The following is a 26,668-nucleotide window of genomic DNA, read 5'->3' on the forward strand; positions in this document are numbered from 1 at the left end:
CCGCCCGCGTCATCCAACGCCTGCTGGCCATGACCGCCGCGATCTGGCACAACGACCAAACCGGGCAAGCCATCCGCCGCTCACTCACCGCCTACGACCATTAACCAACTTGGAATTACTCATCTAGAGGGCTAGGCGGCGAAAAGAGCTTCGCGCACAGCATGCTCGAAGCCAGTGACGTGGGTGCGCGCGAGTTCCCCGGCCTGGGCTTCATCCCCGTCGATGACCGCACGGAGCAGGTCCACATGCTCATGCAGGTGGCGGGAGAGGTCGGGAAGGCGGTCCAGGACCATGCACCAGATTCGTGTCACGAGGTTGTCGTAGCGAATCAGGACATCTTCGAGGTGGGGATTGGCGGCGGCCGCGTAAATGCTTTGGTGCACGCTGGCATCGAGGCGCAGGGTTTCAACGACGGAGGCCGCCCGGGTGTCGAAAGACTCGACAGCGCACATAACAGCCCGCAACTGTTCTCTCATTGGCTCCGTCGCCACGCGCGCAGCGCGGGAGGCGGCAAGAGGCTCAAGCTGGGTGCGGATTTCGGAAATGAACGCAAGGTCCGTGACCTCCACCCGCGTCGCGAAGGTACCCCTCCGCGGATAGGAAACCACCAAGCGATCCAGCTCCAGCCGTTTCAGGGCTTCACGCACCGGGGTCCGACCGACGCCAAGGTCCCTGGCGAGGTCCTCGTCATTGAGGAGGTCGCCAGGCTTGATGTCCAGCATCAGCAGCCGGTCCCGGATGTGCTCGTACGCTACCTCGGCCAATGATCTCTTTGCCCTATCACCAAGTGCCAGAACTTCAAAAGCCATAGCGGGGGACCTCTTTCCATTCAAGCCTAAAAGGCTATTGACCTCCATCACTGACCAGTATACGCTAATTCCAGTCCTGATATATCAGTACTGAGTGTATAAATATATTCAAAGGAGGGGACATGACCCAAGTGGCAACAGACCCATCAACCAGCACGCTGCCTCAGACAGGCCCCAGCGGGAATGACAAGGCCCGGAAGTTCGTACTCACACTGTCGTGCGTCGAACGTGCCGGCATTGTCCAGGCCGTCACTACTTTTCTTTTCGAACGTGGGTTCAATATTGAAGAGCATCAGCAGTTCGACGACGGGCTTCGCGAGACGCTGCACCTGCGCACCGCATTCTCGGGTTCCCCCGAGTACACGCCGGAACGGCTCCAGAAGGAGTTCACTTCGATTGCGGACGGCTTCGAGATGAAGTTCAGCTTTCATGACCAGACCAAGCAACGCATCCTCGTGATGGTGTCCAAGTTCGGCCACTGCCTGAACGACCTGCTCTTCCGCTGGCGTGGCGGAAGCCTCGGCGGCGACATCGCCCTTGTCGTTTCCAACCATGAAACTCACCGGGCCATGGCCGAGGCCGCCGGCCTGCCCTTTATCTACCTGCCGGTAACCCCTGAGACGAAGCTGGACGCCGAACGGCGCCTGCTGGAACTGGTGGACGAGCACAACATCGACCTCGTCGTGCTCGCCCGGTACATGCAGGTACTCTCCGACGACCTCTGCCGCTCCCTGGAAGGCCGGGCTATCAACATCCACCACTCCTTCCTCCCGGGATTCAAGGGTGCACGCCCTTACCACCAGGCCTACGACCGTGGAGTCAAGCTGGTGGGCGCAACGGCCCACTACGTAACCGCGGAACTGGATGAGGGGCCCATCATCGAACAGGAAGTCATCAGGGTCGACCACAGCTATGGACCGGCCGCCCTATCAACCGTCGGACGGGACGCCGAAGCACTGGCACTCTCCCGCGCGGTGCGGTGGCATTGCGAACACCGTGTGTTGCTGGACCAAACCAGTACTGTCGTGTTCCGGTAGACACGACCACCACACCCGCAAAGACTACACACGAAAACAGCAGGAGAAACCACATGGCATCGACGCCAAGCATTGTCATTATCGGAGCGGGAATCGTCGGGACGAACCTGGCCGATGAACTGGTCACCCGGGGCTGGAACAACATCACCGTCCTTGACCAGGGACCCCTGAACATGCCCGGGGGCTCCACATCCCACGCCCCGGGCCTCGTCTTCCAAACGAACCCTTCCAAAACCATGGCGAGCTTCGCCAAGTACACCGTTGAGAAGCTCCTGTCCCTGACAGAGGACGGCGCCAGCTGTTTCAACCAGGTCGGTGGGTTGGAAGTTGCGACCACCGAGACCCGCCTCGCGGATTTGAAGCGGAAGCTCGGCTATGCCGCCGCGTGGGGTATCGAGGGCAAGATCCTCTCCCGCGCCGAGTGCAAGGAGCTTTACCCGCTCCTGAGTGAGGAAGAGATCCTTGGCGGGCTCCACGTCCCCAGCGACGGCCTGGCCCACGCTGCCCGCGCAGTCCAGCTGCTGATCAAGCGGACGGAAGCCGCAGGCGTCAAGTACCTCGGCAACACCACGGTAACGGGCATCGAGCAGTCCGGCCGCCGGGTCACCGGCGTCCAGACGTCCGAAGGAACCATTCCTGCTGACATCGTGGTTTCCTGCGCCGGTTTCTGGGGCGCCAAGATCGGCGAGATGATAGGGATGTCCGTCCCGCTCCTGCCGTTGGCCCACCAGTACGTGAAGACCACTCCGGTGCCGGCGCAGATAGGCCGCAACGAACTGCCCGACGGTGCCGGCCTGCCGATCCTGCGGCACCAGGATCAGGACCTCTACTATCGCGAGCATGGTGACCGCTATGGTATCGGTTCGTACGCGCACCGTCCCATGCCCGTGGATCTTGATGAACTCGGCTCCTACGACTCCGGCAGCATCAATGAACACAACATGCCCTCCCGCCTCGACTTCACCCTGGAGGACTTCCTCCCGGCATGGGAAGCAACCAAGCAGCTGCTGCCAGCCCTGCGCGAGAGCGAAATCGAGGATGGCTTCAACGGCATCTTCTCCTTCACCCCGGACGGCGGCGCCCTGGTGGGTGAATCCAAGGAGGTCGATGGCTTCTTCGTCGCCGAAGCCGTGTGGGTCACCCATTCGGCAGGCATCGCCCGCGCCGTCGCCGAACTCCTCGTGGAGGGCAAGTCCAGCATTGACCTGGGCGATTGCGATATCCACCGCTTCGAGGATGTTCAGCTGACCCGCGAATACGTAAGCGAAACGTCCCAGCAGAACTTCGTGGAAATTTACGACGTCCTGCACCCGCTGCAGCCAAAGCTCTCGCCACGGAATCTGCGCGTCAGCCCTTTCCACGCCCGCCACAAGCAATTGGGAGGATTCTTCCTCGAGGGCGGCGGATGGGAACGGCCTTACTGGTTCGAAGCCAACGCAGAATTGCTGAAGGAGATGCCGGCTGGGTGGCAGCCGCCGGCACGCGACGCCTGGTCCGGGATGTTCAGCTCGCCCATCGCCGCCGCAGAAGCCTGGAAGACCCGCAACGCGGTGGCCATGTACGACATGACCCCGCTAAAGCGCCTCGAGATTTCCGGCCCGGGAGCACTGAAGCTGCTGCAGGAACTCACCACAGCGGAGATGGACAAGAAGCCCGGGGCAGTCACCTACACCCTCCTGCTGGACCACGCCGGCGGAATCCGAAGCGACATCACCGTGGCCCGGCTGAGCGAAGACACGTTCCAGCTCGGGGCCAATGGAAACATCGACACGGCCTACTTTGAGCGGGCCGCACGCCACCAGACGGCAAACGGAACCGCCAGCGACTGGGTCCAGGTGCGCGACACCACCGGCGGGACATGCTGCATCGGTCTGTGGGGACCCCTCGCCAGGGACCTGATCAGCACCGTCAGCAGCGACGACTTTTCCAACGACGGCCTGCGCTACTTCCGGGCGAAGAAGGTTGTCATCGGCGGCGTCACCGTCACTGCAATGCGGCTGTCCTACGTCGGCGAGCTGGGCTGGGAACTGTACACCAGCGCAGACAACGGCCAACGCCTGTGGGACGCGCTGTGGAAGGCGGGCCAGCCATTCGGCGTGATCGCTGCCGGCCGCGCCGCGTTCAGCTCGCTGCGTCTGGAAAAGGGCTACCGGTCGTGGGGCACTGACATGACCACGGAGCACGACCCGCTGGAAGCGGGACTCGGTTTCGCCGTGAAGATGACCAAGGAAAAGTTTGTCGGCAAGGCAGCGCTGGAAGGCCGGACCGAGGAAAACTCCGCCCGCCACCTGCGCTGCCTGACGGTCGACGACGGACGCAGCATCGTGCTGGGCAAGGAACCTGTCTTCTACAAGGACCAGGCAGTTGGCTACGTAACAAGCGCCGCCTACGGCTACACCGTGGCCAAGCCGATCGCCTACGCGTACCTGCCCGCCGCCGTCTCCGTTGGCGACGCGGTAGAAATCGAGTACTTCGGACGGCGCATCCAGGCCACAGTCACTGCAGATCCGCTGTACGACCCGACGATGACCCGGCTCCGCGGCTAACAGCGCCGGACCATTCAAGAGCACGCGGCCCGGACTCTTCACCTCGCAAGCAGAGTCCGGGCCGCTGCCCTTCCATCACGTCTCAAACCCAGCCCAGTCGACTCAAGCTTCAGCCCAGGAAGACATATGATCAGCTCAGAAACAATCAATGAATACCTCGCCAGGCTTGCCTCGCGGGAACCCACGCCAGGCGGCGGCGCCGCCGCCGCCCTCCACGCCGCCCAGGGGGCAGCGCTCGTCGCCATGGTGGCCAGATACACCACCGGCACCAAATACGAGCAGCACGCCGGACTCATCCAAAGGATCATCAGCGCCGCAGACGAACTGGTCGTCGAGGCCCTTCGCCTCGCGGACGCCGACCAACATGCGTTCCAAGGCGTCATCGACTCGTACAAGCTTCCGTCCGGGACCGAAGGCCTTAAGGCCGCACGGACGGCAGCCATCCAGGACGCGCTCTTCCTGGCCGCCCAAACCCCCGCACAGCTCATCAGGGTTGCCGGCGCAATCGTGGAACTTGCCACGGAACTTTTCGAGGTCGCGAATGCCAACGTGATCAGCGACGTCGCTGCCGCCGCCGACGCAGCCCGCGCAGCAGCAAGTACCGCCCGGGTGAACGTCGACATTAACGTAGTAGCCATCAAAGACGCTTCGGCCCGCTCGCGGTTGACTGACCAAACCGACGGCCTTGACGAGAAGGTCATTCTGGCAGCAGACTCCCTCGTGGGGCGCGTGCGTGAAAGGATTCTCGGTTGAGTGCCGTACTCCTCTCCGGAAAACAACTGGCAAAGACCATAAAACAGAAGGCCCTCCATGAGGTCCGGGAGCTCGAAGCCGCCGGACTGCGCCCCACACTCGCAGTGGTTGTGGCCACCGACGACGGCTCCACACACTGGTATGTGCGGTCCATCGAACGAGCTGCCGAAAGCGTCGGCATTGGTTGCCGGATCGTGGACCTTGGCCCCGATGCCACCGGACAGGCCCTGGCCTCCGTCCTGCAAGACCTCAGCGGGGACCCATCCGTTAACGGGATCATCCTCCAGGCGCCACTGCCTCCTGGCGTCGATACAGATGGGTTGGTCGGGCACATTGCCCCGGAGAAGGACATCGATGGCGCGAACCCCTTAAGCCTTGGCCGCCTGGCCGTTGGCCAGCCCTCGTTTGCACCTGCCACGGCACGGGCCGTCATCGAGATTCTGGACCACTTCGACATTCCGCTGGCAGGCCGGAATGTCGTCGTGATTGGTCGTTCCGCCGTTGTCGGAAAACCGCTCTCACTGCTGCTGCTGGAACGCGACGCCGCGGTCACCGTCTGCCACTCCAGATCAGGACCGCTGGAGAAATACACCAAGACCGCCGACGTCGTGGTCGTCGCAGCCGGACGCACCGGTCTGCTGAACGGCGGCCATGTCTCGTCCGGGGCCGTGGTGATAGACGTCGGCACCAACGTCCTACCTGACGGATCCCTCGTAGGGGATGTCGACGAGACCAGCGTACGGGGCACCGCCGCGGCGCTGACTCCCGTCCCGGGCGGCGTGGGCTCCGTCACCACATCCCTGCTTCTTCTACATACAACCGAGGCCGCGCGGGAACAGTCGCGTGTCTTGATCCCGGGAACCGCCGGATGACCCGCCGCGGGCCCATCTGCCACCCCCCGGAACCCGTTGTCGTATCCGTCGAAGGCGCCGAGGCGCCTGAAGGGCGGGGATTTGTGGCCGCGCCGGCGCGCAGCCTGCCGAGGCTGCAGGAGACCACCACACTGCCACCAAGCACCCCTGCCAGCTCCCTGCTTCCCGCCCAGATCTGAAGGAACAACCACATGCCTTCAAAAGCCCCGTTGCATAACATCGACGAGTCAAAGCTGACCGTCACCAAACCCAAGACCAAGGCCGTCGGAATCCCCGCGGTGGTGAACTCGCTGAAGATCTCCCTCGAGCAGATGGGTCCGCTGCGCAGTGTCCAAACGCTGCTGGCCGTGAACCAGGTCGACGGATTCGACTGTATGGGCTGCGCGTGGCCCGAACACGAAAAGCGCAACGCAGCCGAGTTCTGCGAAAATGGCGCGAAGGCAGTGGCCGAGGAGGGCACCCGCCGCCGCGTCACCCCCGAGTTCTTCGCCAAACACCCTATCGAGGACCTGAAAACGCGGGACGACTATTGGCTGGGTCAGCAGGGCCGGCTAACCCACCCGATGCTTTTAGCCGAAGGAGCCACGCACTACACACCCATCGAGTGGGACGCAGCATATGAGCTGATCGCCCAGGAGATGAAAGACATGGACCATCCCGGTCAGGCAGTTTTTTATACTTCCGGGCGGACCTCGAATGAAGCCGCTTTCCTCTACCAGCTCCTCGTTCGGGGACTGGGCACGAATAATCTCCCCGATTGTTCCAACATGTGCCACGAATCCACGGGTTCAGCCCTCGTCGAAACCATCGGGATCGGCAAGGGCTCGGTCAGCCTCGCCGATCTGGAAACAGCCTCGCTGATCTTCGTTGCCGGGCAGAACCCAGGTACCAATCACCCGCGCATGCTCAGCGCCTTGGAAAAAGCCAAGAAGAACGGCGCCGTCATCATCTCCGTCAACCCACTTCCCGAGGCCGGGCTCCTCCGGTTCGAGAACCCCCAGACGGTCTCCGGAACGCTCGTGGGCACGCAACTGACCGACGACTTCCTGCAGATCCGGGCCGGCGGGGATCAGGCCCTCTTCCAGGGGCTTGGCAAATACCTCCTCGAGGCGGAGGCGCAGGGGAGGAAGACCCCAGGACTGACTACGGTCCTGGACCACGAATTTATCAATAACCACACCGTGGGCATCAATGAATACCTGCGGCACCTCGAAAAAGTCGAGTGGAGTGAAATAGTCGAAGCCACGGGCTTGAGCTTGGAGCAGGTCAAAGCCACGGGCGAACGCCTGCTGGCCTCCAAATCCACCGTCGTCTGCTGGGCCATGGGCCTAACCCAGCACAAACACTCAGTTCCCACGCTCCGGGACGTCGTCAACGTGCTGCTTCTCCAAGGCAACATCGGTAAGCCCGGAGCAGGAGTATGCCCGGTTCGCGGCCACTCGAACGTCCAGGGCGACCGCACCATGGGCATCTTCGAAAAGATGCCGGAGAATTTCCACGACAGGCTGGACCAGGAGTTCAAGTTCCTTTCCCCCCGCAAGCACGGCTACGACACGGTTGCGGCGATTCGTGCCATGCGGGACGGCAAGGTCCGCGTCTTCATTGGAATGGGTGGAAACTTTGTCCGGGCGGCCCCGGATTCCGAGGTCACGGAACGGGCATTGGCCAACACAGAGCTGACGGTACAGATCTCCACGAAGCTGAACCATTCCCACGTGTCCACGGGCCGACGCGCGCTGATCCTCCCGACGCTGGGTCGGACCGAAAAGGACGCGCAGCGCACCGGTGACCAGAGGGTGACGGTGGAAGACTCGATGAGCGCCGTCCATGCGTCCCGCGGACGCCTCAAGCCGGCCAGCGAGCACCTCCACTCAGAGGTCGCCATAGTGTGCAACCTCGCCCATAAGCTCTTTACCGACACTGACAATCTACCGCTGCCCAACACGCCTAAAGCTGACTGGCTCTCGATGAAAGACGACTACTCATTGATCCGGAAGCACATCGAGGCCGTCATCGACGGCTTCGAAGATTTCGAGGAGCGGATCGAGCACCCTGGCGGCTTTGTCCTCCCCCACCCTCCGCGGGACGCCAGAGAGTTCGGGACCGCGTCGGGCAAGGCCCACTTCACCGGCAATGAGCTGGAATTCATCAAAGTACCTGAGGGGCGGCTGGTCCTTCAGACCCTGCGTTCACATGACCAGTACAACACCACCATCTATGGCAAGGATGACCGATACCGCGGTATCCACGGCGGGCGTCGGGTGGTTCTTGTCAACGAGGCTGACATCACTGAGCTGGGTTTTAGGGACGGTGACATGGTTCATTTGATTTCCGAGTTCCGCGGGACAGAGCGGCGGGCAGAGAACTTCCGGATCGTTTCGTATTCGACACCGAAGGGCTGTGCGGCAGCATATTACCCGGAGACCAACGTGCTCGTGCCGCTCGATTCCGTAGCTGACACCAGTGGTACACCGACGTCCAAGTCCGTCATCGTGCGGCTGGAACGGGCCGAAGCGTGAGCGCCAACATGACGATGGCAACAGCGTCCAAAGGTGTGGACGGGCCGCGGGTTGAGCAGGCCGTCCGCGAATATCTATTTGCGATTGGCGAGGACCCGGACAGGCCAGGGCTCGTGGATACGCCCGCGCGGGTAGCCCGGGCGGCTGCGGAGATATTTGGCGGGCTTCATGAGGACCCCCTGGCCGTGCTGGATAAGACCTTTGACCTTGGGCACGGAGAAATGGTCATCGTCAAGGACATCCCCTTCCATTCCACTTGCGAGCACCACCTGGTGCCGTTCCACGGCGTAGCCCACGTTGGTTACATTCCATCGGCTGACGGTCTCGTCACGGGACTGAGCAAGCTGGCCCGGCTCGTTGACATCTTTGCACGCAGGCCCCAGGTCCAGGAAAGACTGACGACCCAGGTCGTAGAAGCGCTGGTCAGTTCGCTGCGGCCCCTGGGGGCCATTGTGGTAGTCGAGTGCGAGCATCTCTGCATGTCGATGCGGGGCGTCCGCAAGCCCGGGGCCAAGACCATTACTTCAGCCGTCCGCGGGGAGCTCTGTCTGCCAGCGGCCCGGGCCGAGGCGCTCAGCCTGATACTCGGGCGATAAGAAATCCCTGGACACGCACCCAGTCCTGGGCAAAGTTCCTGTACTTCACCACCGGCCAGTGCTCGGTCGTGGAGGACAACCGCCAACTGATGATGGCCATCCTGCATGACAAGGTCCAGATCGCCAGGGCAGTGAACGCCAAGGCGATACCACTGGACGAGGCACCGGACCGCAACCTTCAACACCTCAAGACAGCCAGAAAGGAGCCCACGATGCTCGCCCGTGATACTGCCACCGGAGGTCGCGGCACAAAGTCGTCCCCTACCTGGCACGGTTCTGGACCACCGGGAACCGGCTGGTCCGAAGCCCGTCAGCTTGCCTTTGACGTAGCCGCCCCGCTCCCGCCCGTGAGTGTCCCTCTGGCATTGGCATCAGGCCGCACACTGACCTGGGACGTCACGGCACAACAGAACCTCCCCCATTACTCTTCCTCCGCAATGGACGGCTGGGCCATCAATGGCAGCGGTCCCTGGACCCTTTCCGAGCAGCGACACACCCTGTTACCGGGCCACGCCAACACGATTGCCACCGGTGGATTGGTACCTCCCGGCGCAACTTCAATACTCCGCAAAGAAAGTGGCCGGCTCACGCAGGACGCTGGTGGAAAGCTCCTGCTGGCCCTTAGCGACCGGGCACAACACGGGGAACCTCGAGTGAGTCAGCACATACGCCATGCCGGTGAAGAAGCGGCGGCGGGCGAAGTGCTAATCCCGGCCGGCACCATTCTAAACCCCGCTCACATTGCTCTCGCCGCTGCGGCCGGCCACGACGAACTCCAGATCGATGCCAAACCACTAGTAGCAATCGTACTGACCGGCACGGAAGTCGTGTCGGCCGGCATTCCTGCCCCCGGACAGGTCCGGGACACGTTCGGTCCCCAACTGGGCACCGTCATTTCACTACTGGGGGGCATTCCTGAAAATCCCCACCGAATCGGGGATTCCTACGACGAATGGCTATCGGCCCTGGGAAAACCCGAGGCACTCCCCGGGGAACAACCGGACGTCATCATAACGACAGGAGGAACCGGCCCATCCGGCACCGACCACCTCCGTCGCGTCGTGGCCGCGCTTGGTGGGCGACTGCTGCTCGACGGCATCGCCATGCGCCCAGGCCATCCCGCTGTTCTGGCGGAACTCCCGAAAGGTCGGTTCGTCGTCGGACTTCCTGGAAATCCACTGGCTGCCATGATGGCTCTCACCACGCTGGTAGAACCGTTACTGGCTGCCCTCGGAGGCAGGCCCCTAAGAGCCGTTGGACAGGCGATTTCAGGTGCGGACGTCGACCCGGACCGGGACCGTACGCGTCTCATTCCCTGCAGAATAATCCATGGCCTGGCATTCCCTGTGTCGCATACAGGCCCCGGCATGATGCGCGGCCTGGCCTGGGCCGATGGCATCATTGCCGTCCCCCCTGGAGGTGCCCGGGCCGGCAGGCAGGTTCCTGTGCTCCACCTCCCTTGGGCGACGCCAAAAGAGACCGTCGTTGCCGCAAACACCCGAGCACGAAGCACATCATGGCACGCATGACCCAGCGCCGGAAGATCCACCGCTTCCAACTGGACGGTTCCGGAACCGAACACCCAGTGCGGTTCAAAGAAGACGTACTGGCCTCTGAGGAGCCCCTGGAAATCCGTGTCGGCGGCCGCTCCTTCGCGGTCACCATGAGGACACCCGGGGACGATTTTGACCTGGTAGCCGGGTTCCTGGTCTCTGAAGGCGTCATACGTTCACCATCCGAGCTGGTCTCTCTGCGCTTCTGTGCCGGAGATACCCGAGCCACACAGACGTTCAACGTCATTGACGCCCAACTGCGGTCCGATGTGGCCATGCCCGGCACCATGCGGCATGTCTACACTTCAAGCTCATGTGGCATCTGCGGGACCGATTCGATTGATGCCGTCCGTAAGACCCTCCATTTTGATCCTTCCCAGGACGCATTGCGAGTCCCTGTGGATGTCCTCGCAGAACTGCCTCAACTCCTTCGAGAAGCCCAAACGGTGTTCGACCAAACCGGCGGCGTCCATGCCGCCGGCCTATTCAAGGTGGACGGCCCTAGGCCGGAGCTGCTTTGTCTTCGCGAAGATGTTGGACGCCACAATGCCGTGGACAAGGTGGTGGGGTGGGCCCTGCGCCAGAACCTGTTGCCGTTGGAAGGGACCGTACTCCAAGTCTCGGGAAGGGCTTCCTTCGAGCTTGTCCAAAAGGCTGCCCTTGCCGGAATTCCTGTCTTGTCTGCCGTGAGCGCGCCTTCGAGCCTGGCCGCCGACCTCGCTGCCGAGACCGGATTGACGTTGGTGGGATTTAGCCGGGGACACAGTTTGAATGTCTACGCCGGACGCGAACGGTTGGCCCGACAGCCCAACGTGAACCGTGAGGAGAAATATGCCCGGCTGTGACTTTGTCCTCCCCGAACTGCCTGAGGACCCCTATCCGTGAACCGGGCGACGGCGGCCGTCAAGTGGGACGACGCCGTGGCCGCGGCCTCATCCAGACTTAGCCAGGTGGATTTACCGGAGAGGTTAGTGCCGCAGCCGGCCGGTGGCGGACCTTTGAGTGAGGTGTGGCCTCGATGATGACTGTAGTGATCGGCCAGTCGGCGAAGGCGTCAACTCGCTCGGCCTCTGATGCATAGGGCTTGGCGTTGGACCATTCATCGAGCATGGTGCGGCTGTATCGTTCCACTTTGCCGTTGGTGCCGGGTCTGTAAGGGCGGTTACGTTGTGCTTGCTGTCCGGGCCTGGCGCTTCATTGGAGGCGCGGGAGCGGTAGCAGGATTTGTTATCGGCCAATACCCGTCTAACGGTGATTCCATTCTTGGAAACCGGCGTTGGTGGGCTGGCAGAACCCAGCTACGGTTTACTTCTTCCCATCGGCCAGGATCTCGGCGTAAACGACCCGAGAATGGGCATCGACGCCGTTGTGCAGGAAGGCGTGGTCCGGTCGGCGGTTGGCCGAGGTGCCGGTCTTGTTGCGGTTTCCGGCGGCCCTGCCCAGGTCAACCAGTCCCAACAATGGGCCAGGGGTGGCGTAAAGCCGGCAGCACTAACCCTCGTCAAGACACCCGGAGTGGTTCGGGAGTGGTTACAGCCCGCAAACGGCCCTTTCGTGGGTCGGTTGTGGGCGCACTCTGGCTCGTCCCGGGGCCGCGGACTCTCTGGTCCGGCGCAGAAGGCAGGCCGCGCGGACGTGTCGCCACCTTCTGGACCTGTGGCCCGTCGGCCACGAAACGCGGCCATGCGTTGTCAGCGGTCGTCTTCAGGTCGGGCGGCGAGGATCCGATTGGCTCTGACCTGCAGGATGTTGAGCGACTCCTGGATCAGGGGCGAAGCGATGCTGCCCCTGCGCACCGCGGCGACAATGCGACGCGCGGGTTTCGTCTTACCGGTGATGCGCAGTCGAACCACGTTTTCGGCATTGCGCAGGGGCGCCAGCCGCGGCAGCAGACCGACGCCCAGCCCCGCACCCACGAAGGCGATCTGGGTTTCCCATTCAATCGCCTCATGGGCGATGCGCGGTGTCACCCCTACTGCCGTGAACGCTGCGGTGAACAGGGAGTGGTAGGTGGAGCCGGCGGTCTCGGTGATCCAGGGTTCTGACACCAGCTCTTCGAGCGTTGCTGTTTCTCGTGATGCCAGCGGATGGTTGGAGGGAATAATCACGTCCAGGGGATCGTCGAGCAGGACTGTCTGTTCGAAGCGCGGGTCGTCTTCAGGATGGTTGTCGGATTCCATGGCGACGATGACCGCGAGGTCGATCCGCTCGGCAACCAACAAGTTGAAGCAGCGGGTCGGGTCGGCCTCGAGTACCTGCACTTCCAGAAGGGGGCGTGTTGAGCGCAGGGTGGCGGCCAATGGGGCGAGCAACTGGGCGGCCGCCGTGGAGAATCCGCCGAGGCCAAAACGGGACGGCACCTGGCTGCCGGCCTCCATGGCCGCGGCGCGCAGGCTCTCCCATTCCGCAATGAGGGTGTCCGAGCCCGCGACGAGAAAACGGCCGGTGGCGGTCAGCCGCACACCACGGCCGTCCTTCGTCAGTAGATGCATTCCAAGTACGCGCTGGAGCTCGCGCAACTGCGCCGAGACGGCGGAGGGAGAATAACCCGTGAGTTCAGCGGTCGCGCCCACGGTGCCGCACTGGGCAAATACCCGGAGTGTTGTCAGCCTTGAATCGATCATGCATCCATTGTGCACTATTCTGCATCAAATCTTGCGCTTTTATTGCAGGACTGGTGTGACTAATCTAACGGTTACAACAAATGCGACAATGCCGGTTGCACCTACCACTCGGTGGTATCCCCGAATCGCACACTTCCCCAGCCCTCCCGGAGGAAACCCATGACTGCTTCAGTGAACGTGCCCCTCAATTCACGCGGAAAACTCGCTTCGTCGTTGCCTGCCGAGCAGCTGGCAGAAATTACCGAGTTGTTCGCTTTGCGGCGCACGGGCTACTCCCTCGACGCCCCCTTCTACACTGACCCGACCATATTCAAGCTCGACATGGAAGCCATTTTTGGCCAGCACTGGATCTTTGCCGGCAGCGTTGCCGAGCTTCCGGAGCCGGGCGACTACATCACGCTCGACTACGGCCACTACTCCCTGATCGTGCTGCGCACCGACGATGGGGACGTCAACGTCCTGCACAACGTCTGCCGCCACCGCGGTGCACGCGTCCTGACCGAAGCCGCCGGTTCCACCGGAAACCTGGTATGCGGTTACCACTCCTGGACGTACTCTCCCGAAGGCAACCTGATCCATGCCTCCGCTCCCGGTGAAGCCAAGTTCGACAAGAACTGCTTCGCCCTCAAGCGCGCCCACAGCCGTGAGATTGCCGGACTCATTTTCGTCTGCATCGCAGACGAACCGCCCGCAGACTTCGACGATACCTCCAAGATCTTTGAGCCCTACCTCGCACCCCACGACCTGTCCAAGACAAAGATCGCCTACCAGCAGAACATCATCGAGGAGGGCAACTGGAAGCTCGTCATGGAAAACAACCGTGAGTGCTACCACTGCGATGGGCACCCCGAACTCGCCTGCTCGCTCTTCCCCACCTGGGGCCTGACCGAGGGACTGGTCCCGGCCCACCTTGAAGAGGTCTGGGACCGCAACAAGGAAGCGCAGTCCTCGCTCGAGGAGCGGTGCCGCCGCTATGGCCTTCCCTATGAGGTCATCGAGGAGCTTGACACGCGGATCGCGGGGATCCGCATCTCCCGGGAATCGCTGGACGGAGAGGGCGAATCGTTCTCGCCCGATGGGCGCCGGCTCTCCAAGAAGCTCCTCGGCGACTTGCGTGACTTCCGCCTAGGCCGCTGCTCGATGCACCTGCAGCCCAACAGCTGGTTTCATTTCCTCGGGGACCACGTCGTCACGTTCGGCGTTTTCCCCATCAACGAACACCAGACACTGGTACGCACCACCTGGCTGGTGGCTGACGACGCCGAGGAAGGCGTCGACTACGACCTGGACAAGCTCACCTACACCTGGAAGCAGACAAACCTGCAGGACAAGGCTTTCGTGGAGCTGTGCCAGAATGGCGCCGGCAGCCCCGCCTACGAGCCCGGCCCGTACATGAAGAGCGAATACCAGGTGGAGGCCTTCATCAACTGGTACGTCCAGCGCGTGCAGGAGCACTTGGCATGATCGAACTCCTCACCGACACAGCAACCCAGGAACCACAGCGTATTCGCGGTCTCGAGATGCCATGGAACAGGGTGATGGGCAGCACCGAGGCACCCGCCCGGGCTGCCCGCGCCTTGGGTCCCTGGCATCCGCAGGAGTTCATGGCCGAATGTGTCGAGACCGTTCCCGAGGCGGGCGGCATGATGACCTTCGTGTTCCGCCGCTGCGACGGTGCGCCCCTGGCGTTCCGTCCGGGCCAATACGTGAACGTCGCCTTTCCCGTCAACGGCGGGGACCAGGATCCGGTGGACCGCAGCTACTCGCTGTCCAGTTCACCCACGCAGCCGTGGACCTTCAACATCACAGTCAAATGCGATCCCACAGGACTCGTCTCGCCGTGGGTGCACGAGAACGTCACACCCGGCACCGTCCTCGAGATGCTCGGACCGGTGGGGGCATTCCACCTCCCTGACGCAGACCGGCGGGCACGGTACCTCCTGCTGGCCGCCGGCGCAGGCATCACTCCCATCATGTCCATGGTGCGGACCATCCACTCCCTGCCCGGACAGGCCGACGTTGTGGTGCTCTACCACGGAGCGGCGGCCGGAGGCTTCGCCTTTCACCAGGAGTTGGCTTACATCGCCTCAGTTGACTCGCGCGTCAAGGTTTTTTACTCACTGGGTGACCGCAGCATACCCGAGGGGTGGGAAGGGCTCACCGGAAGGGTGACGGCGGCCATGCTCGACGAGGTTGCCCCCGATGCCAACGGCCGCCAGGTCTATGCCTGCGGCCCCGAGGGTTACCTGAACACCGCCACTGAGCTCCTCAAGAATGTCGGAGTCGACGACACCTCCATCTACATGGAATTCTTCTCGGGAGACCGCCAGACGCTCCTTGAATACCAGGCGGAGGTCTCTCTTGCAGCGGACATTGCAGTGGAAATCGCCGAGGAGATCGCCGATTCCGCCGAGGACTACTATGAAGGCCAACCGACGGCGTTCGGGCTTTACGAGCCAGGCTTCGACGCGGAGGGACCCCTGGAGGCCACGGGGCTGCCACTGGTAACGGTCGACCCGGAGGCGCCACGTCCCGACAGCAGTCCGGACGTGGGGCCGGAGGCCGGGAACCCTGATGCCTCGAGCTTCGACACGGTCGGAACCGGAAGCCTCACGCTGTCCTTCATGCGTACCGGCATCAACGTGCGGATCGACCCCACCGAGCACATCCTCGGGGTGGCCCAGCGTGCGGGCGTCAGAATCGGCGCGAACTGCAAGGAAGGCATGTGCGGCTCCTGCAAGACTGTCAAGCTGTCCGGGGAGGTCGAAATGAACCACCAGGGCGGCATCCGGAAACGTGAGATCGATGCTGGAAAGTTCCTGCCCTGCTGCTCCACCGCGCGCACCGACATGGTTATCGATGCCTAACCGCTTCCAGCTGCTCTTCGCCGGACAGCAACAGGGATCGGTTTCACGGCACGAGGGCATGTAGGACAAGTTGCCGGCCACCACCCACCATCCATCGCCACAGCCGGCCTGAACGCCTTCGTTGCCCGGTAGCGGTATATGCGTTGTCTGTATCAATTAGCCCAACTCACTTCACGAAAACTGACGACAACTACCTCACGGACAGTCTGATGCAACCAGCATCACCGTGAAGCTCATGATTCGCCGAGCAAAGGATTCGCTCATGGCTACAAGCAATGACTCAAGACCCTCTACGCCTCAGGGGTTGCCCGCCGAGAACAGCTTGGCAGCAGCTTCCCCCCACGCAGAACCCAGAAGTATAAAGAACCCTAAAGCAGCCTTCAGTGTCTCCGCTGAATCCAGAAGGGAACAAATCACAATGATCGATCCGCCCAGGACGACGGCCTCCGTCGACACCTCCATGTCAAAAGAAACCAGTTCCAACATATCAAAAGAAACCAGCTCCAAGTTCAAACGCCGCTTCATGGTGCGGCTTGTCGCTGTCTTCATCGGTGGGATGTTCCTCGACGGTTACATCCTCGGGATTATCGGCCCCGTCACCGGACTCATGGGGTCAGAGCTCCATCTCGACGCATTGTCCCTGGGCATGATCGCTGCAGGCCCGCTGGTTGGTATCTTCGTCGGCTCCCCGCTGGCTGGCTGGGCTACTGACAAGTTCGGACGCAAGCCCATGTTCCTGGTGGACATGGGCTTGTTCCTGGTCGCCTCAGGGGCCCAGTTCTTCGTAACTTCCGGAGACGGGGCCGTGATCCAGCTGGCCATCATCCGGTTCATCATGGGCATCGCGATCGGCGGCGAGTACTCAATCGGTGGGCCATTGCTATCAGAGTTCTCCCCTCCAAAGCTCCGCGGGCGATTGCTCGGGCTGACTCTGATCGCCTGGTACGTCGGTTTCATGATGGCATTCATCATCGGCACGCTCCTGCACGACGCCGGCGCCCCGTGGCGCCTCATAATCGGCACGAGCACGATACTCGCATTCGTCCTGTTCGTCGCCCGCTTGGGCCTCCCCGAATCGCCGAGCTGGCTCATTACGAAGGGACGGCACACGGAAGCACTCGCGATCGCACGCAGCCATGTCGAATCGCCCCAGATGCACAGCAGCATCACCGAAGAGATGGATCTGAGGATGATCCAGGAGGCCCAAGCCGCGCAGAATAGGACCAAAATCAAGGGCGCCTCCGTCGCAATGCTGTTCTCTAGGCAGCACTGGCGCACCACCCTCTTCACCTCAGGCTTTTGGTTCTGCGCGGTCACTCCATACTTCGCGATCGCGACCTTCGCCGACGACGTGCTCAAGCAATTCGGCTTCGGCGGCTGGACCGGTGGAGTCGGCCTGTCCGCACTGGCGACCGCGGGTGTTGTCACCACCGTACTTCTAATTGACAAGCTCGGCCGCCGAATCCTCACCGTGCCCGGGCAGTGGCTCTGCGCAGGCATCCTGCTGATCATTGGAGTCTGGGCGAACGCACCAGCGATCATCGTGCTCGTCCTGTTTCTCGCCTTCTCCTTCTTCAACGCCAGCTACACCACGCTGACCCAGGTCTATCCGGCCGAGGTATTCCCCGGCCACCTGCGCGGCATCGGCATGGGCTTCGCCGCGTCCTTCAGCCGCATCGGAGCCGCGCTTGGCACCTTCGCCCTGCCATGGGCGATCAACAACATCGGCCTGGGCCCAAGCATGGTCGTAGCCGCCGCCGTCGCATTACTCGGCGCAGTCCTCTCGCAATGGCTCGCGCCTGAGACGAAGGGGCGCACCCTCGCCGAAATCTCAACAAACTTCTCCCACTAACGCCGGAACTACCTAGTGGCTACGAGCCCGGGCCCAGGCCCATGGCCGGATCGTTGTCAGTTGGCAAATTCGCGCTTTGGGTGCCGGCCTCCCCCCAAGACGTCCCCCCCGGGGCGAACGGAAGGTTCGAGGTCAGAATCAGCGAGGAGGGCTCGTAGCCAGAGGAGACGAGCTGTAAGAACAGGTTCGCGGCGTCCTGTTCGGACGGGATGTAGCCGACATCGTCGACCTATGCGGATGGTCCGCATAGGTCGACGATGATCAGTCCGTAGCGGCGTAGCCGGGCGGGCTCCTGCTGGATCCGACCTTGGCGGTGCGCAGCGCCTCGGCATGTGTTCACGCGGCCGCGACCATGGACCAGATCATCCACAACACGATCTGGGCTGAGACGGGCACCTACAACATGCGCGAGCACACCGCCCTGGCCAGCGCGTAAGGACGGGGAGCGTCGGTGGCACCCAGCCACACCACCACTGGCGCTCGCCCGCACAATCAGTGGTGCCGAACCGCACGATCGGATGGGGCTCAAAGCCTCAAATGCCCAAGCCATCGGTGAAGACTCGCTCATGCCCAACATCGCCACCGCCCCCTGCCCGGCACACGGGCACCGGATAAGGTGTCGTGCACGGGAGGTGGGTACTGTGGCCAAGGACGAGGAATGGGAGATGACGTACGCCCGTGGCCTTTCTGTCCCCCGCACCGCGGCCCTGTGCCATGCTCCGGTGAACACGGTCCGTCACTATCTACGAGCCGCCGTGAAACGGAACGCCGGCCTTGGTCAGGACCACAGGGCAAGCAGCCGGATTCCCCAAGCCCCTCCCTTGAATGGCGGAACGAACTGGACGAACTCGAGGCATTCCTCACTGCGAACGGACGGTTCCCCTGGACCTCGCGCCCAGCCCCCGAGGTCGGGCGGCGCCTGGGGAAGTGGATCGTACGGCAAAGGCGGGCCCACCACGGCGGGACGCTATCTGATGGCCAGGTCAACGCCCTGGACCGGTTGGGCGACTGGACCACCCCGGAGCGCCAACACGCCAACGATCGGCACTTGCACCACCAACTCACGGGACGCGAAGGGCGTCGCGCAGTTCTTCGTCCCGTACAGCAAGCAAAGCATCGCGCTCGGCCAAGAGGCGGTCCCGCTCGCCCTGAACCGCCTCAGTACTCCACGGGCATCACTGAATTCGTCCCGGTGTCCACCATCATCTCGGCGCAAGCGCCGGACTCGATGCTGCTGACCGCGGCGCGGGAACTCTCACTCGATCTCACCAATCAAGGTGGGGTCCAGAAACTTTATTCCATCAAGGATTCGTTGGAAGCACAGTGGCTCTTCCTGCCATAACCGGACTCGATCGGCGTGTCGTGATAATGCAATGGCTCAACAATGTGTCCCACGGCAGTACTCCCATCCTTGGGGCAATCCATCCTTATGATGGGACTTTGAAGAAGTTGACTTGACGCTCCATGGATATGCCACAGCCAGCACCGCGGGGCCGGATGCCGACCTGCAGATCGGGGAACCGGAATTTGAGGGCTGTGATGTGAACGCAGCGATCGCGTCCACGGGAACAACGGCACCCCGGCCAACCGCCCTGAATAGGACAAGATGCTGGATCGCCTCAGACGCGGAGACGAAGTCGTCGTCTACAAGCTAGACGGGCCCGGGCGCAACACCGGCAACCTGCTCGAACTCCCCGCCGGCTTCAAGGCCGCGGCTTCACAACCGACTGCGCCGGACAACCGAGCTACTCAGTTAAAGTAGGCAAATCCATAGCGGTATAACAACACCGGTTCCATGCGCATGCCTTCCGGCCCTTCCCACCAGGCACGGACCGTCAAGGAATCCCGCAGGACCCTGCATTGGTCACGTCTGATCCCGCCGGGCCCTCCGATCCATGGATCCGGCTGCCGAGCTCCCCGCCTGCTGAAATCAGTCGACAGTCAGCGGCGGTCCGGTGGGTCCGGGACTGGTTGAGTCAGCAACGGCGCTTCCGTGTGCCCGTTCTTGGCCCGGATTTCGCCTTGCCCGCATGCCGAACCGGACCTGCCACTGGCACGCCTCCCCTTGACAGGGACTGGGCAGCGTTCCAGAGTTAAAGGTGGCCCACACGAGCATGCCGGCCGGTCACGAGCGAGGCTGGAACACATGGAATTCATGCAAGGAAGTGCAGCATTCCAGGTGAGGCCTGACGTCGAAAGCGGCCGCCAACCCCGCTGGCCCCGCCCACGCGCCAGCCCCTAGGAGCATCCGGCCCCCGCCGCCGGGCCCGGCATTGGCCGCCCGGCACACCATCACTCCACCCGAGGTGCCGCAGAAGCACTCAATCAGGACACCGCCCCCAGGGGCGGCGCGTGGCATGCTGCGGCGCAAGCCACCGGTCCCGGTCGTCGAGCCCGGGACCTGGCACAAGTCGAGAAGAGTGAATCGAGAAGTCTAATGCGCAACGTACACGTGCACCGCCACCCGGGACGGTCCTTGCGGCCGGCCTCACTGCGGGCCGCGGCTTTGGCCGCCGTCGCCATGACGGCGGTGGTTCTGGGCGGGTGCAGTTCCTCGCCGGGCAGCAGCAACGCCACATCCTCCAGCGCCGCCACCGTCGCGGCGCCCGGAACGGCCAATTCGGGAAACATCACCTGGTGGGCCAGCCCCATCACCTCCAGCGGCGCCGATCCCCGCACGGTGCTGGTCACGGCCTTTGAAAAGGCCTACCCGAACATCAAGGTGAAGCTGATTTCCGCCCCCACCGACACCGACACCAACCGCGCCACACTGACCACGCAGATTTCCGGCGGTGCCGGACCCGACGTCTACATGGGCGACGTCATTTGGCCGGCACAATTCGCCGCCCACCAGCTGGCCGACCCGCTGTCGAAGTACCTGCCTGCCAGCTACTTTGGCACCTTCGCCCCCGGGCTGGTGGCCGGGGCCACCTACAAGGGCCAGGTCTACGGGGCCCCGTTCTTCGAGGACCAGGGCTTCCTGTACTACCGCAAGGACCTGCTCGCCAAGAACAACATGAAGGTGCCCACCACGTGGGAGGAGCTGATGACGGATTCAAAGACGATCCAGTCCAAGGGCGAAGCCCAGTACGGCTACGTCTTCCAGGGTGCGTCCTACGAGGGAGCCACCTGCAACTTCATGGAATTCCTGACCGACGCCGGCGGTGCCGTGCTCAACAAGGACTCCACCTCCTCCGCCGTCAACAGTGCCGCAGCCTTGAAGGCCTTGAAGTTTGAACAGGAACTGGTCACCAGCGGCGTGAGCCCGAAGGCCGAATCGACCTATCAGGAACTGCAGTCGATGAACGAGTTCTCCGCCGGCAAGTCGGTGTTCCTGCGCAACTGGGACTACGGCTATTCCACGTCCCAGGCGGCAGGGTCCGCCGTGGTCGGCAAGGTGGGCGTGGCCCCCATGCCGACCTTCGGCGGCGAGTCCACACCCGGCTATTCGAACATTGGCGGCTGGAACCTGTATGTGAACCCGCACAGCCAGAATGTTGCGGCGGACCTGACCTTCATCAAGTGGATGACAGGCAATGACGCCCAGAAGATCCTGGCCACGCAGTTCTCCGAGATCCCGACCAACCAGGCCGTCCGGACGTCCGCGGACGTCATCAAGAGCAACGCCGTCCTGGCCGTGGTGCCGCAGACCAAGCTGGTCCCGCGGCCTGCCCAGACCCCGTTCTACCCGCAGGTCAGCACCGCCATCTACACCAATGTCAGTGCCGTCCTGGCCGGTTCAAAGACGCCGGCAACAGCATTGAAGGATGCTGACTCGGCCATCAATTCCGCCCTGTCCGGCGGCGGCCTGTAAACGGACCCCGGGCCAGCCGGCGGGCAGCCCCCGCCGGCGGGCCCGGCATTCCGGGTGCCACGGCCGGCCATGGCCGGTTTCCCAATTCGTCAGGAGTCACAATGTCCACTGACAGGGCGGCGACGCCCCCATCGCTCACCAGCCGCAGGACCCTGCCGCCGGAGACGGTCCGAAAAAAGGACGTCAACAGGCGGCGGATGGCACGGCTTGGCTGGTACTTTTCAACCCCTGCGCTGCTCGTGGTGGCCGCCGTCACGATCTTCCCGGTGGTTTTCTCGCTGGTCATGAGCTTCAGCAACGTCCAGGTGCTCGGCAGCGGCTTCCAGCTCAGCGGCCTCACCCTGGGCAATTTCCACACGGTGTTCGGCAGCGTCAAATGGCGCTACGCCCTGGGCTTCACCGTCCTCTACACGGTGGTGACCGTCACCGTGGAGGTGGTGCTCGGGACCATGATTGCCCTGGTTTTGGAGCACCTGCGGGCCCTGCGCGGGTGGATGATGGCCCTGTTGCTGATCCCGTGGTCGCTGATCACCGTCATCTCCGCCCAGCTGTGGAATTACATCTACGACCCCACCTACGGCGCCGCCGACGCGATCTTCAGCGCGGTGGGCCTGGGCCATCCGGTCATCCTGGGCAGCAATGCCTCGGCCGTCATCGCCATGATGGTGGCCGACATCTGGAAGACCACGCCGTTTGTGGCCATCATCGTCCTGGCCGGGCTGGTCATGCTGCCCGGGGACGTGTACGAGGCAGCGGAGGTGGACGGCTCCAACGGCTGGCAGACCTTTTGGCGCATCACGCTGCCACTGCTGCGCCCCACCATCGCCCTGGCGGTGCTGTTCCGCATCCTGCAGGCCTTTGGATTGTTTGACCTGCCGTTCGTCCTGACGCAGGGCGGGCCCGGATACGCGACCACCTCGCTGGCCGTGCTCGGCTACCAGGCCATGTTCACCAACCTGTCGTTCGGCCCCGGCGCCGCGGTCGCCGTGACCACGGCGGCCCTCGTCGTCATCGGGTGCATCCTCTTCCTGCGGGTGTTCCGGGCACAGGTCAACGAAGGGGAGGGATCCTAGCCATGCGCAAACGCACCATGGGCCACCGGATCGGACTGGCCATCGCCAGTGCGCTCACTGCACTGTTTGTGGTGCTGCCCATTTACTGGATGGTCAGCACCAGCTTTAAGACCGACGCCGGCGTTTCCGCCCCTTCACCGCAATGGTTCCCGAACCCGATCAGCGGCGGCAGCTACACCAACGCCTTCGTCGACAACTCCTTCGGCCGCTACATCCTCAACTCGGTGGTGGTTGCCGTCGCAGCCACCATCATCGTCCTGGCGCTGGGAACCCTGGCCGGCTACGCGCTGGGCCGGCTGCCGATGCGAGGCAAGTTCACCACGTTGATGGTGCTGCTGATGATCTCGGTTTTCCCCGCCATCGCGGTGATCGCGCCGCTGTACCTGCTGATGCGCGAGCTGGGCTGGCTCAACAGCTACCAGGCGCTGATCCTGCCGTATGCGGCCTTCAACCTGCCGTTCGCCATCTGGATCCTGCGGAACTATTTTCTTGGCATCCCGCGGGAAATGGAGGAGATGGGAAGGATCGACGGCGCGAACCCGCTGCGCACGCTGTGGTCGATCATCCTGCCCATGGCCCTGCCGGGCCTGTTCACGGCCGGCGTGTTCACCTTCACGGCCTGTTGGACGGAATTTTTGATGGCGTTGTCCTTCAACAGTTCCAACGACTTCCGCACCATCCCCGTGGGCATCGCCTTGTTCGGTTCACCCCACATCACCCCGTACGGCACGCTGTTTGCGGCGAGCACGGTGGCGGTGATCCCCATCGCGGTCCTGGTCCTGGTGTTCCGCAAGTCCGTGGTGTCCGGGCTGACATCGGGGGCGGTCAAGGGGTAGCCGGGCTGCCGGCCGGGCCGCCTGCTGCCTGCCCGCCTGCCCGAGAGCCCCGCGCGCCCCGGCACGCAGGCAGGTGGTTTGCGGCCCGGAAACGTCCTATGGTTTTGCCATGGTTGAAATTCCGTACCCGCTGACCACAGAACGGCTGGTGCTGCGCCGCTTTTCCCCGGACGACCTGGCCGCGTACTACGCCTACCAGCGGCTTCCGGAAACCGCCCGCTACCTGTACGGCGGGCCGCGCAGCTACGTGCAGTGCATGGCGCGGATCGCCAAGTATGTGGACGATCCCTTCTCCGGCCCGGGCGACTGGGCCACCTTCGCCGTGGAACGGGCGGGGCGGCCCGGGCTGGTCGGGGAACTCGCGCTGAAGTGGAACCCGGGCGGGCGGACGGAAACCGGGGACGGGCTGGAGCGGGTCGGGGAAATCGGCTGGACCCTGGCCCCCGAAGCCCAGGGGCACGGCTACGCCACGGAGGCGGCACGGGCCGTGCTGGATCTGGCCGTTGACGGGCTGGGGTTCCACCGGGTGGAGGCCCGGCTTGATGCCCGCAACAGCGCCTCCGCCGCCATCTGCGAGCGGCTGGGCATGCGGCGCGAAGGCGTGCTGCGGGACAACATGTACCTCAAGGGCGAATGGACCTCCGAGGCCATTTACGCATTCGTGCGCGGCTGACCCGCGGGCTGCCGCAGCCGGACGGCCCCGAGTGCATCCGCCAGGAACGCGTAGTCCCAGGCACGGGTCTTCCAGCCCTCGTACCGGCCGGACGCCCCGCCGTGGCCGCCGTCCATCTCGATCTTCAACACAATCGGTGCCGTCCCCGTGGACACGGCGCGCAGCTCCTGGACCCACTTGGCCGGCTCCACGTACAGCACGCGGGTGTCGTTGAAGCTCGTGACGGCCGCTATCGCCGGGTACGCCACGGCCCGCACGTTCTCGTACGGTGTGTAGGACTTCATGTAGCTGTACACGGCAGGGTCGGTGATGGGGTTGCCCCACTCCTCCCACTCCAGTGCCGACAGCGGCAGGTCCGGGTCCAGGATTGTGGTCAGGGCGTCCACGAACGGCACCTGAGCCACAATGGCCGCGTACTTTTCCGGCGCCAGGTTCGCCACGGCGCCCATCAGCAGACCGCCGGCCGAGCCGCCCATGGCGCCGATCCGTGCGGGGTCCACCCAGCCGGACCCCGCCAGCCAGTCGGTCGCGGCCACAAAGTCGGTGAAGGTGTTCTTCTTGTGCAGCTTCTTGCCGTCCTCGTACCACTGCCGGCCCATTTCGCCCCCGCCGCGCACGTGCGCAATGACGAACACCACGCCGCGGTCCAGCAGCGACAGCCGCGGCACCCCAAAGCCCGGATCCATGCTGACCTCGTACGAACCGTAGCCGTACACCAGCCCGGCATTGGAGCCGTCCCGGGGCAGGTCCGCGCGGCGCAGCACGGACAGCGGCACCCGGGTCCCGTCATCGGCCACGGCCCACTCGCGCTCCGCCACGTAATCCTGCGGACGGTAGCCGCCCAGCACCGGGGTCTCCTTGCGCAGCAGCAGCTCCCCGCCCGTGTCCCCCGCCGGCAGCACGTAGTCGTAGACGCGCGGCGGCGTGAAGTCGGAAGTGTAGACCAGCCGGATCACCGGTGCCTCAAACTCGGTCCCGCCCATGGAAGCCGTGTACAGCTCCTCGTCAAAGGCGGGCTCGACGGCGGCACCCTGGCCGGGCGTGCCCAGGCCTTCCAGCGGGGTCGCCTGGACGCGCTCGATGGTGTCCCGGCGCAGCGAAACCACCATGTGGGTGGCCGTGACCGTGGCGCCGTTGATGCGCACCGATTCGTCGTGGGCAATGACCGTGGACCAGTGCTGTTCGGCCGGCGGCTTGGCAAACTCCGCGGCATCGACCACGGAAACCATGGAGTTGGCGGCGTCCCTGTCGTGGGTCAAAAGGACCCTTTCGACACCCTCCCACAGGAAGGGTTCGGCGTCGTACAGGATGTGCCCGCTGCGCGGGATGAGGGTCTGCAGACCCCTTTCGGGGGCGTCAAAGGCCAGCAGCCGGGTCTCGCTGAACTCGGAGCAGCCGATGCTGACGGCCAGGTGGCGGCGGTCGGCGGAGAGGCCAAAGCCGGTCCACATGGCGACGTCGTCCTCCTGGTACAGCACCGCATCCCCGGCGACGGGCGTACCCAGGACGTGGGTTTTCACCTGGTAGGGGCGCCAGGAATCGTCGGCCACCATGTAGAACAGCGTGCCGCCGTCGGGGGAGAAGGCCAGGCCGTAAAAGGCCTTCTCAATGGTGTCCGGCAGGAGTTCCCCGGTGCGCAGGTCCTTGATCCGTACGGTGAACAGCTCGTCGCCGGCGTAATCGGCCGCATAGGCGTAGAGGTTGCCGTCGCGGGTCACGGCCGCACCGCCCAGCGAGAAGAACGGCTTGCCCTCCGCCTCGACGTTGCCGTCCAGCAGCACTTCCTCGCCTGGGACGTCAACGCCGGGTTGAACCAGCGGGGGAGTCCAGTCCGCCACCTGGCTGCCGTCGCCCTCCGCGCGCACCCTGCATTGGATGGAATAGGCGCTGCCCTCCACCATGCGGGAGTAGTACCACCACCCGTCCTTGCGGCTCGGCACGGAAAGGTCGGTTTCCTGGGTGCGCTCCTTGATCTCGTTGAAAATGTCGGTGCGCAGCTGTTCCTGGCCGGCCGTCACAGCATCCGTATACGCCTGCTCGGCGTTCAGGAGCGCCACGACCTCCGGGTTGTCCTTCCCGCGCAGCCACTCATAATTGTCGATGAACGTGTCGCCGTGGTGGGTGCGCTCCACGGGCACCCTTTTGGCCACGGGAGGGGCGGCCGGCGGCGTGGGCGCGGACGGGGAGACTGCAGCATCGGAAGTCGTCATGCTGCCCACTGTATCCAGCGAACCCCCGCCTCCC

At 63.6% G+C, this 26,668-nt stretch carries 21 protein-coding genes and 3 pseudogenes; 18 read left to right on the forward strand and 6 right to left on the reverse strand.

Going from position 1 to position 26,668, the window contains the following annotated elements; translation table 11 throughout:
• Positions 1 to 131: 131 nt before the first annotated feature.
• Entirely contained in the window at positions 132 to 809 is a 678-nt protein-coding gene (locus MMF96_RS13450; protein ID WP_256883822.1) for a GntR family transcriptional regulator, read from the reverse strand.
• A gap of 122 nt (positions 810 to 931) precedes the next feature.
• Between MMF96_RS13450 and purU the strand changes: the two genes are divergently transcribed.
• The 8 genes from purU to fdhD all read left to right on the forward strand — a co-directional run bounded on the left by purU (position 932) and on the right by fdhD (position 11,530).
• Positions 932 to 1,846: a formyltetrahydrofolate deformylase gene (gene purU, locus MMF96_RS13455; RefSeq protein ID WP_256883823.1), complete on the forward strand. Its 915-nt coding sequence runs from the start codon at positions 932 to 934 to the stop codon at positions 1,844 to 1,846.
• Between the two features lie 53 nt (positions 1,847 to 1,899).
• Positions 1,900 to 4,392 (forward strand): FAD-dependent oxidoreductase, encoded by a 2,493-nt coding sequence (locus MMF96_RS13460; protein WP_256883824.1) that lies wholly within the window; start codon positions 1,900 to 1,902, stop codon positions 4,390 to 4,392.
• Positions 4,393 to 4,518: 126 nt separating this feature from the next.
• Entirely contained in the window at positions 4,519 to 5,145 is a 627-nt protein-coding gene (locus MMF96_RS13465) for a cyclodeaminase/cyclohydrolase family protein (RefSeq protein ID WP_256883825.1), read from the forward strand.
• A complete protein-coding gene (locus tag MMF96_RS13470; RefSeq protein WP_256883826.1) occupies positions 5,142 to 6,017 on the forward strand; it encodes a bifunctional 5,10-methylenetetrahydrofolate dehydrogenase/5,10-methenyltetrahydrofolate cyclohydrolase in 876 nt (291 codons plus the stop codon). Before MMF96_RS13465 ends, MMF96_RS13470 begins: the two co-directional genes overlap by 4 nt.
• Positions 6,018 to 6,208: 191 nt before the next feature.
• Positions 6,209 to 8,536 (forward strand): FdhF/YdeP family oxidoreductase, encoded by a 2,328-nt coding sequence (locus MMF96_RS13475; RefSeq protein WP_256883827.1) that lies wholly within the window; start codon positions 6,209 to 6,211, stop codon positions 8,534 to 8,536.
• An 8-nt stretch (positions 8,537 to 8,544) separates the two neighbouring features.
• Positions 8,545 to 9,132 (forward strand): GTP cyclohydrolase I FolE, encoded by a 588-nt coding sequence (gene folE, locus MMF96_RS13480; RefSeq protein WP_256883828.1) that lies wholly within the window; start codon positions 8,545 to 8,547, stop codon positions 9,130 to 9,132.
• A 212-nt stretch (positions 9,133 to 9,344) separates the two neighbouring features.
• Positions 9,345 to 10,661, forward strand: coding sequence for a molybdopterin molybdotransferase MoeA (locus MMF96_RS13485; RefSeq protein ID WP_306295888.1), 1,317 nt, complete (start codon positions 9,345 to 9,347; stop codon positions 10,659 to 10,661).
• On the forward strand, positions 10,649 to 11,530 hold the full coding sequence (gene fdhD / locus MMF96_RS13490; protein ID WP_256883830.1) for a formate dehydrogenase accessory sulfurtransferase FdhD: 882 nt from the start codon (positions 10,649 to 10,651) through the stop codon (positions 11,528 to 11,530). The genes MMF96_RS13485 and fdhD overlap by 13 nt, the downstream gene beginning before the upstream one ends.
• A 97-nt stretch (positions 11,531 to 11,627) precedes the next feature.
• Here the strand turns inward: fdhD and MMF96_RS19915 are convergent.
• The 3 genes and pseudogenes from MMF96_RS19915 to MMF96_RS13500 all read right to left on the reverse strand — a co-directional run.
• Positions 11,628 to 11,849: pseudogene (locus MMF96_RS19915) on the reverse strand (integrase core domain-containing protein); the annotation flags it as partial.
• Between the two features lie 141 nt (positions 11,850 to 11,990).
• Complete coding sequence (locus tag MMF96_RS19920; RefSeq protein ID WP_375141436.1) at positions 11,991 to 12,146, reverse strand: hypothetical protein; 156 nt, start codon at positions 12,144 to 12,146, stop codon at positions 11,991 to 11,993.
• A 230-nt stretch (positions 12,147 to 12,376) separates the two neighbouring features.
• Positions 12,377 to 13,309 (reverse strand): LysR family transcriptional regulator, encoded by a 933-nt coding sequence (locus MMF96_RS13500; RefSeq protein WP_256883831.1) that lies wholly within the window; start codon positions 13,307 to 13,309, stop codon positions 12,377 to 12,379.
• A 159-nt stretch (positions 13,310 to 13,468) separates the two neighbouring features.
• Here MMF96_RS13500 and MMF96_RS13505 point away from each other — a divergent pair, with 159 nt between their 5' ends.
• From MMF96_RS13505 to MMF96_RS13515, 3 genes are all read left to right on the forward strand, one after another.
• Complete coding sequence (locus MMF96_RS13505; RefSeq protein ID WP_256883832.1) at positions 13,469 to 14,773, forward strand: SRPBCC family protein; 1,305 nt, start codon at positions 13,469 to 13,471, stop codon at positions 14,771 to 14,773.
• Positions 14,770 to 16,176, forward strand: coding sequence for a ferredoxin reductase (locus MMF96_RS13510; RefSeq protein WP_256883833.1), 1,407 nt, complete (start codon positions 14,770 to 14,772; stop codon positions 16,174 to 16,176). The genes MMF96_RS13505 and MMF96_RS13510 overlap by 4 nt, the downstream gene beginning before the upstream one ends.
• Before the next feature lie 418 nt (positions 16,177 to 16,594).
• Entirely contained in the window at positions 16,595 to 18,028 is a 1,434-nt protein-coding gene (locus MMF96_RS13515) for an MFS transporter (RefSeq protein WP_256883834.1), read from the forward strand.
• Positions 18,029 to 18,047: 19 nt separating this feature from the next.
• Here MMF96_RS13515 and MMF96_RS19665 read toward each other — a convergent pair.
• Positions 18,048 to 18,245 (reverse strand): annotated as a pseudogene (locus tag MMF96_RS19665) (ATP-binding protein); the annotation flags it as partial.
• Positions 18,246 to 18,335: 90 nt separating this feature from the next.
• Here MMF96_RS19665 and MMF96_RS13525 point away from each other — a divergent pair.
• The 7 genes and pseudogenes from MMF96_RS13525 to MMF96_RS13550 all read left to right on the forward strand — a co-directional run bounded on the left by MMF96_RS13525 (position 18,336) and on the right by MMF96_RS13550 (position 24,424).
• Positions 18,336 to 18,464 carry a hypothetical protein gene (locus MMF96_RS13525; protein ID WP_256883867.1) on the forward strand — a complete coding sequence of 43 codons (129 nt, stop codon included), beginning with the start codon at positions 18,336 to 18,338 and terminating at the stop codon, positions 18,462 to 18,464.
• A gap of 222 nt (positions 18,465 to 18,686) precedes the next feature.
• Positions 18,687 to 19,022: pseudogene (locus MMF96_RS19925) on the forward strand (helicase associated domain-containing protein); the annotation flags it as partial.
• Between the two features lie 198 nt (positions 19,023 to 19,220).
• Positions 19,221 to 19,370 carry a hypothetical protein gene (locus MMF96_RS13530; RefSeq protein WP_256883835.1) on the forward strand — a complete coding sequence of 50 codons (150 nt, stop codon included), beginning with the start codon at positions 19,221 to 19,223 and terminating at the stop codon, positions 19,368 to 19,370.
• 1,095 nt (positions 19,371 to 20,465) lie between these two features.
• On the forward strand, positions 20,466 to 21,842 hold the full coding sequence (locus tag MMF96_RS13535; protein ID WP_256883836.1) for an ABC transporter substrate-binding protein: 1,377 nt from the start codon (positions 20,466 to 20,468) through the stop codon (positions 21,840 to 21,842).
• Between the two features lie 101 nt (positions 21,843 to 21,943).
• Entirely contained in the window at positions 21,944 to 22,915 is a 972-nt protein-coding gene (locus MMF96_RS13540; protein WP_256883837.1) for a carbohydrate ABC transporter permease, read from the forward strand.
• Between the two features lie 2 nt (positions 22,916 to 22,917).
• On the forward strand, positions 22,918 to 23,751 hold the full coding sequence (locus tag MMF96_RS13545) for a carbohydrate ABC transporter permease (RefSeq protein ID WP_218063294.1): 834 nt from the start codon (positions 22,918 to 22,920) through the stop codon (positions 23,749 to 23,751).
• A 109-nt stretch (positions 23,752 to 23,860) separates the two neighbouring features.
• Complete coding sequence (locus tag MMF96_RS13550; protein ID WP_176618099.1) at positions 23,861 to 24,424, forward strand: GNAT family N-acetyltransferase; 564 nt, start codon at positions 23,861 to 23,863, stop codon at positions 24,422 to 24,424.
• On the opposite strand, the gene MMF96_RS13555 is transcribed toward MMF96_RS13550, so the two are convergent.
• Entirely contained in the window at positions 24,403 to 26,634 is a 2,232-nt protein-coding gene (locus MMF96_RS13555; protein WP_256883838.1) for a S9 family peptidase, read from the reverse strand. The two genes, MMF96_RS13550 and MMF96_RS13555, sit on opposite strands and share 22 nt — an antisense overlap.
• Positions 26,635 to 26,668 lie beyond the last annotated feature (34 nt).

Source organism: Arthrobacter sp. STN4 (assembly GCF_024539665.1).
Taxonomy (GTDB): domain Bacteria; phylum Actinomycetota; class Actinomycetes; order Actinomycetales; family Micrococcaceae; genus Specibacter.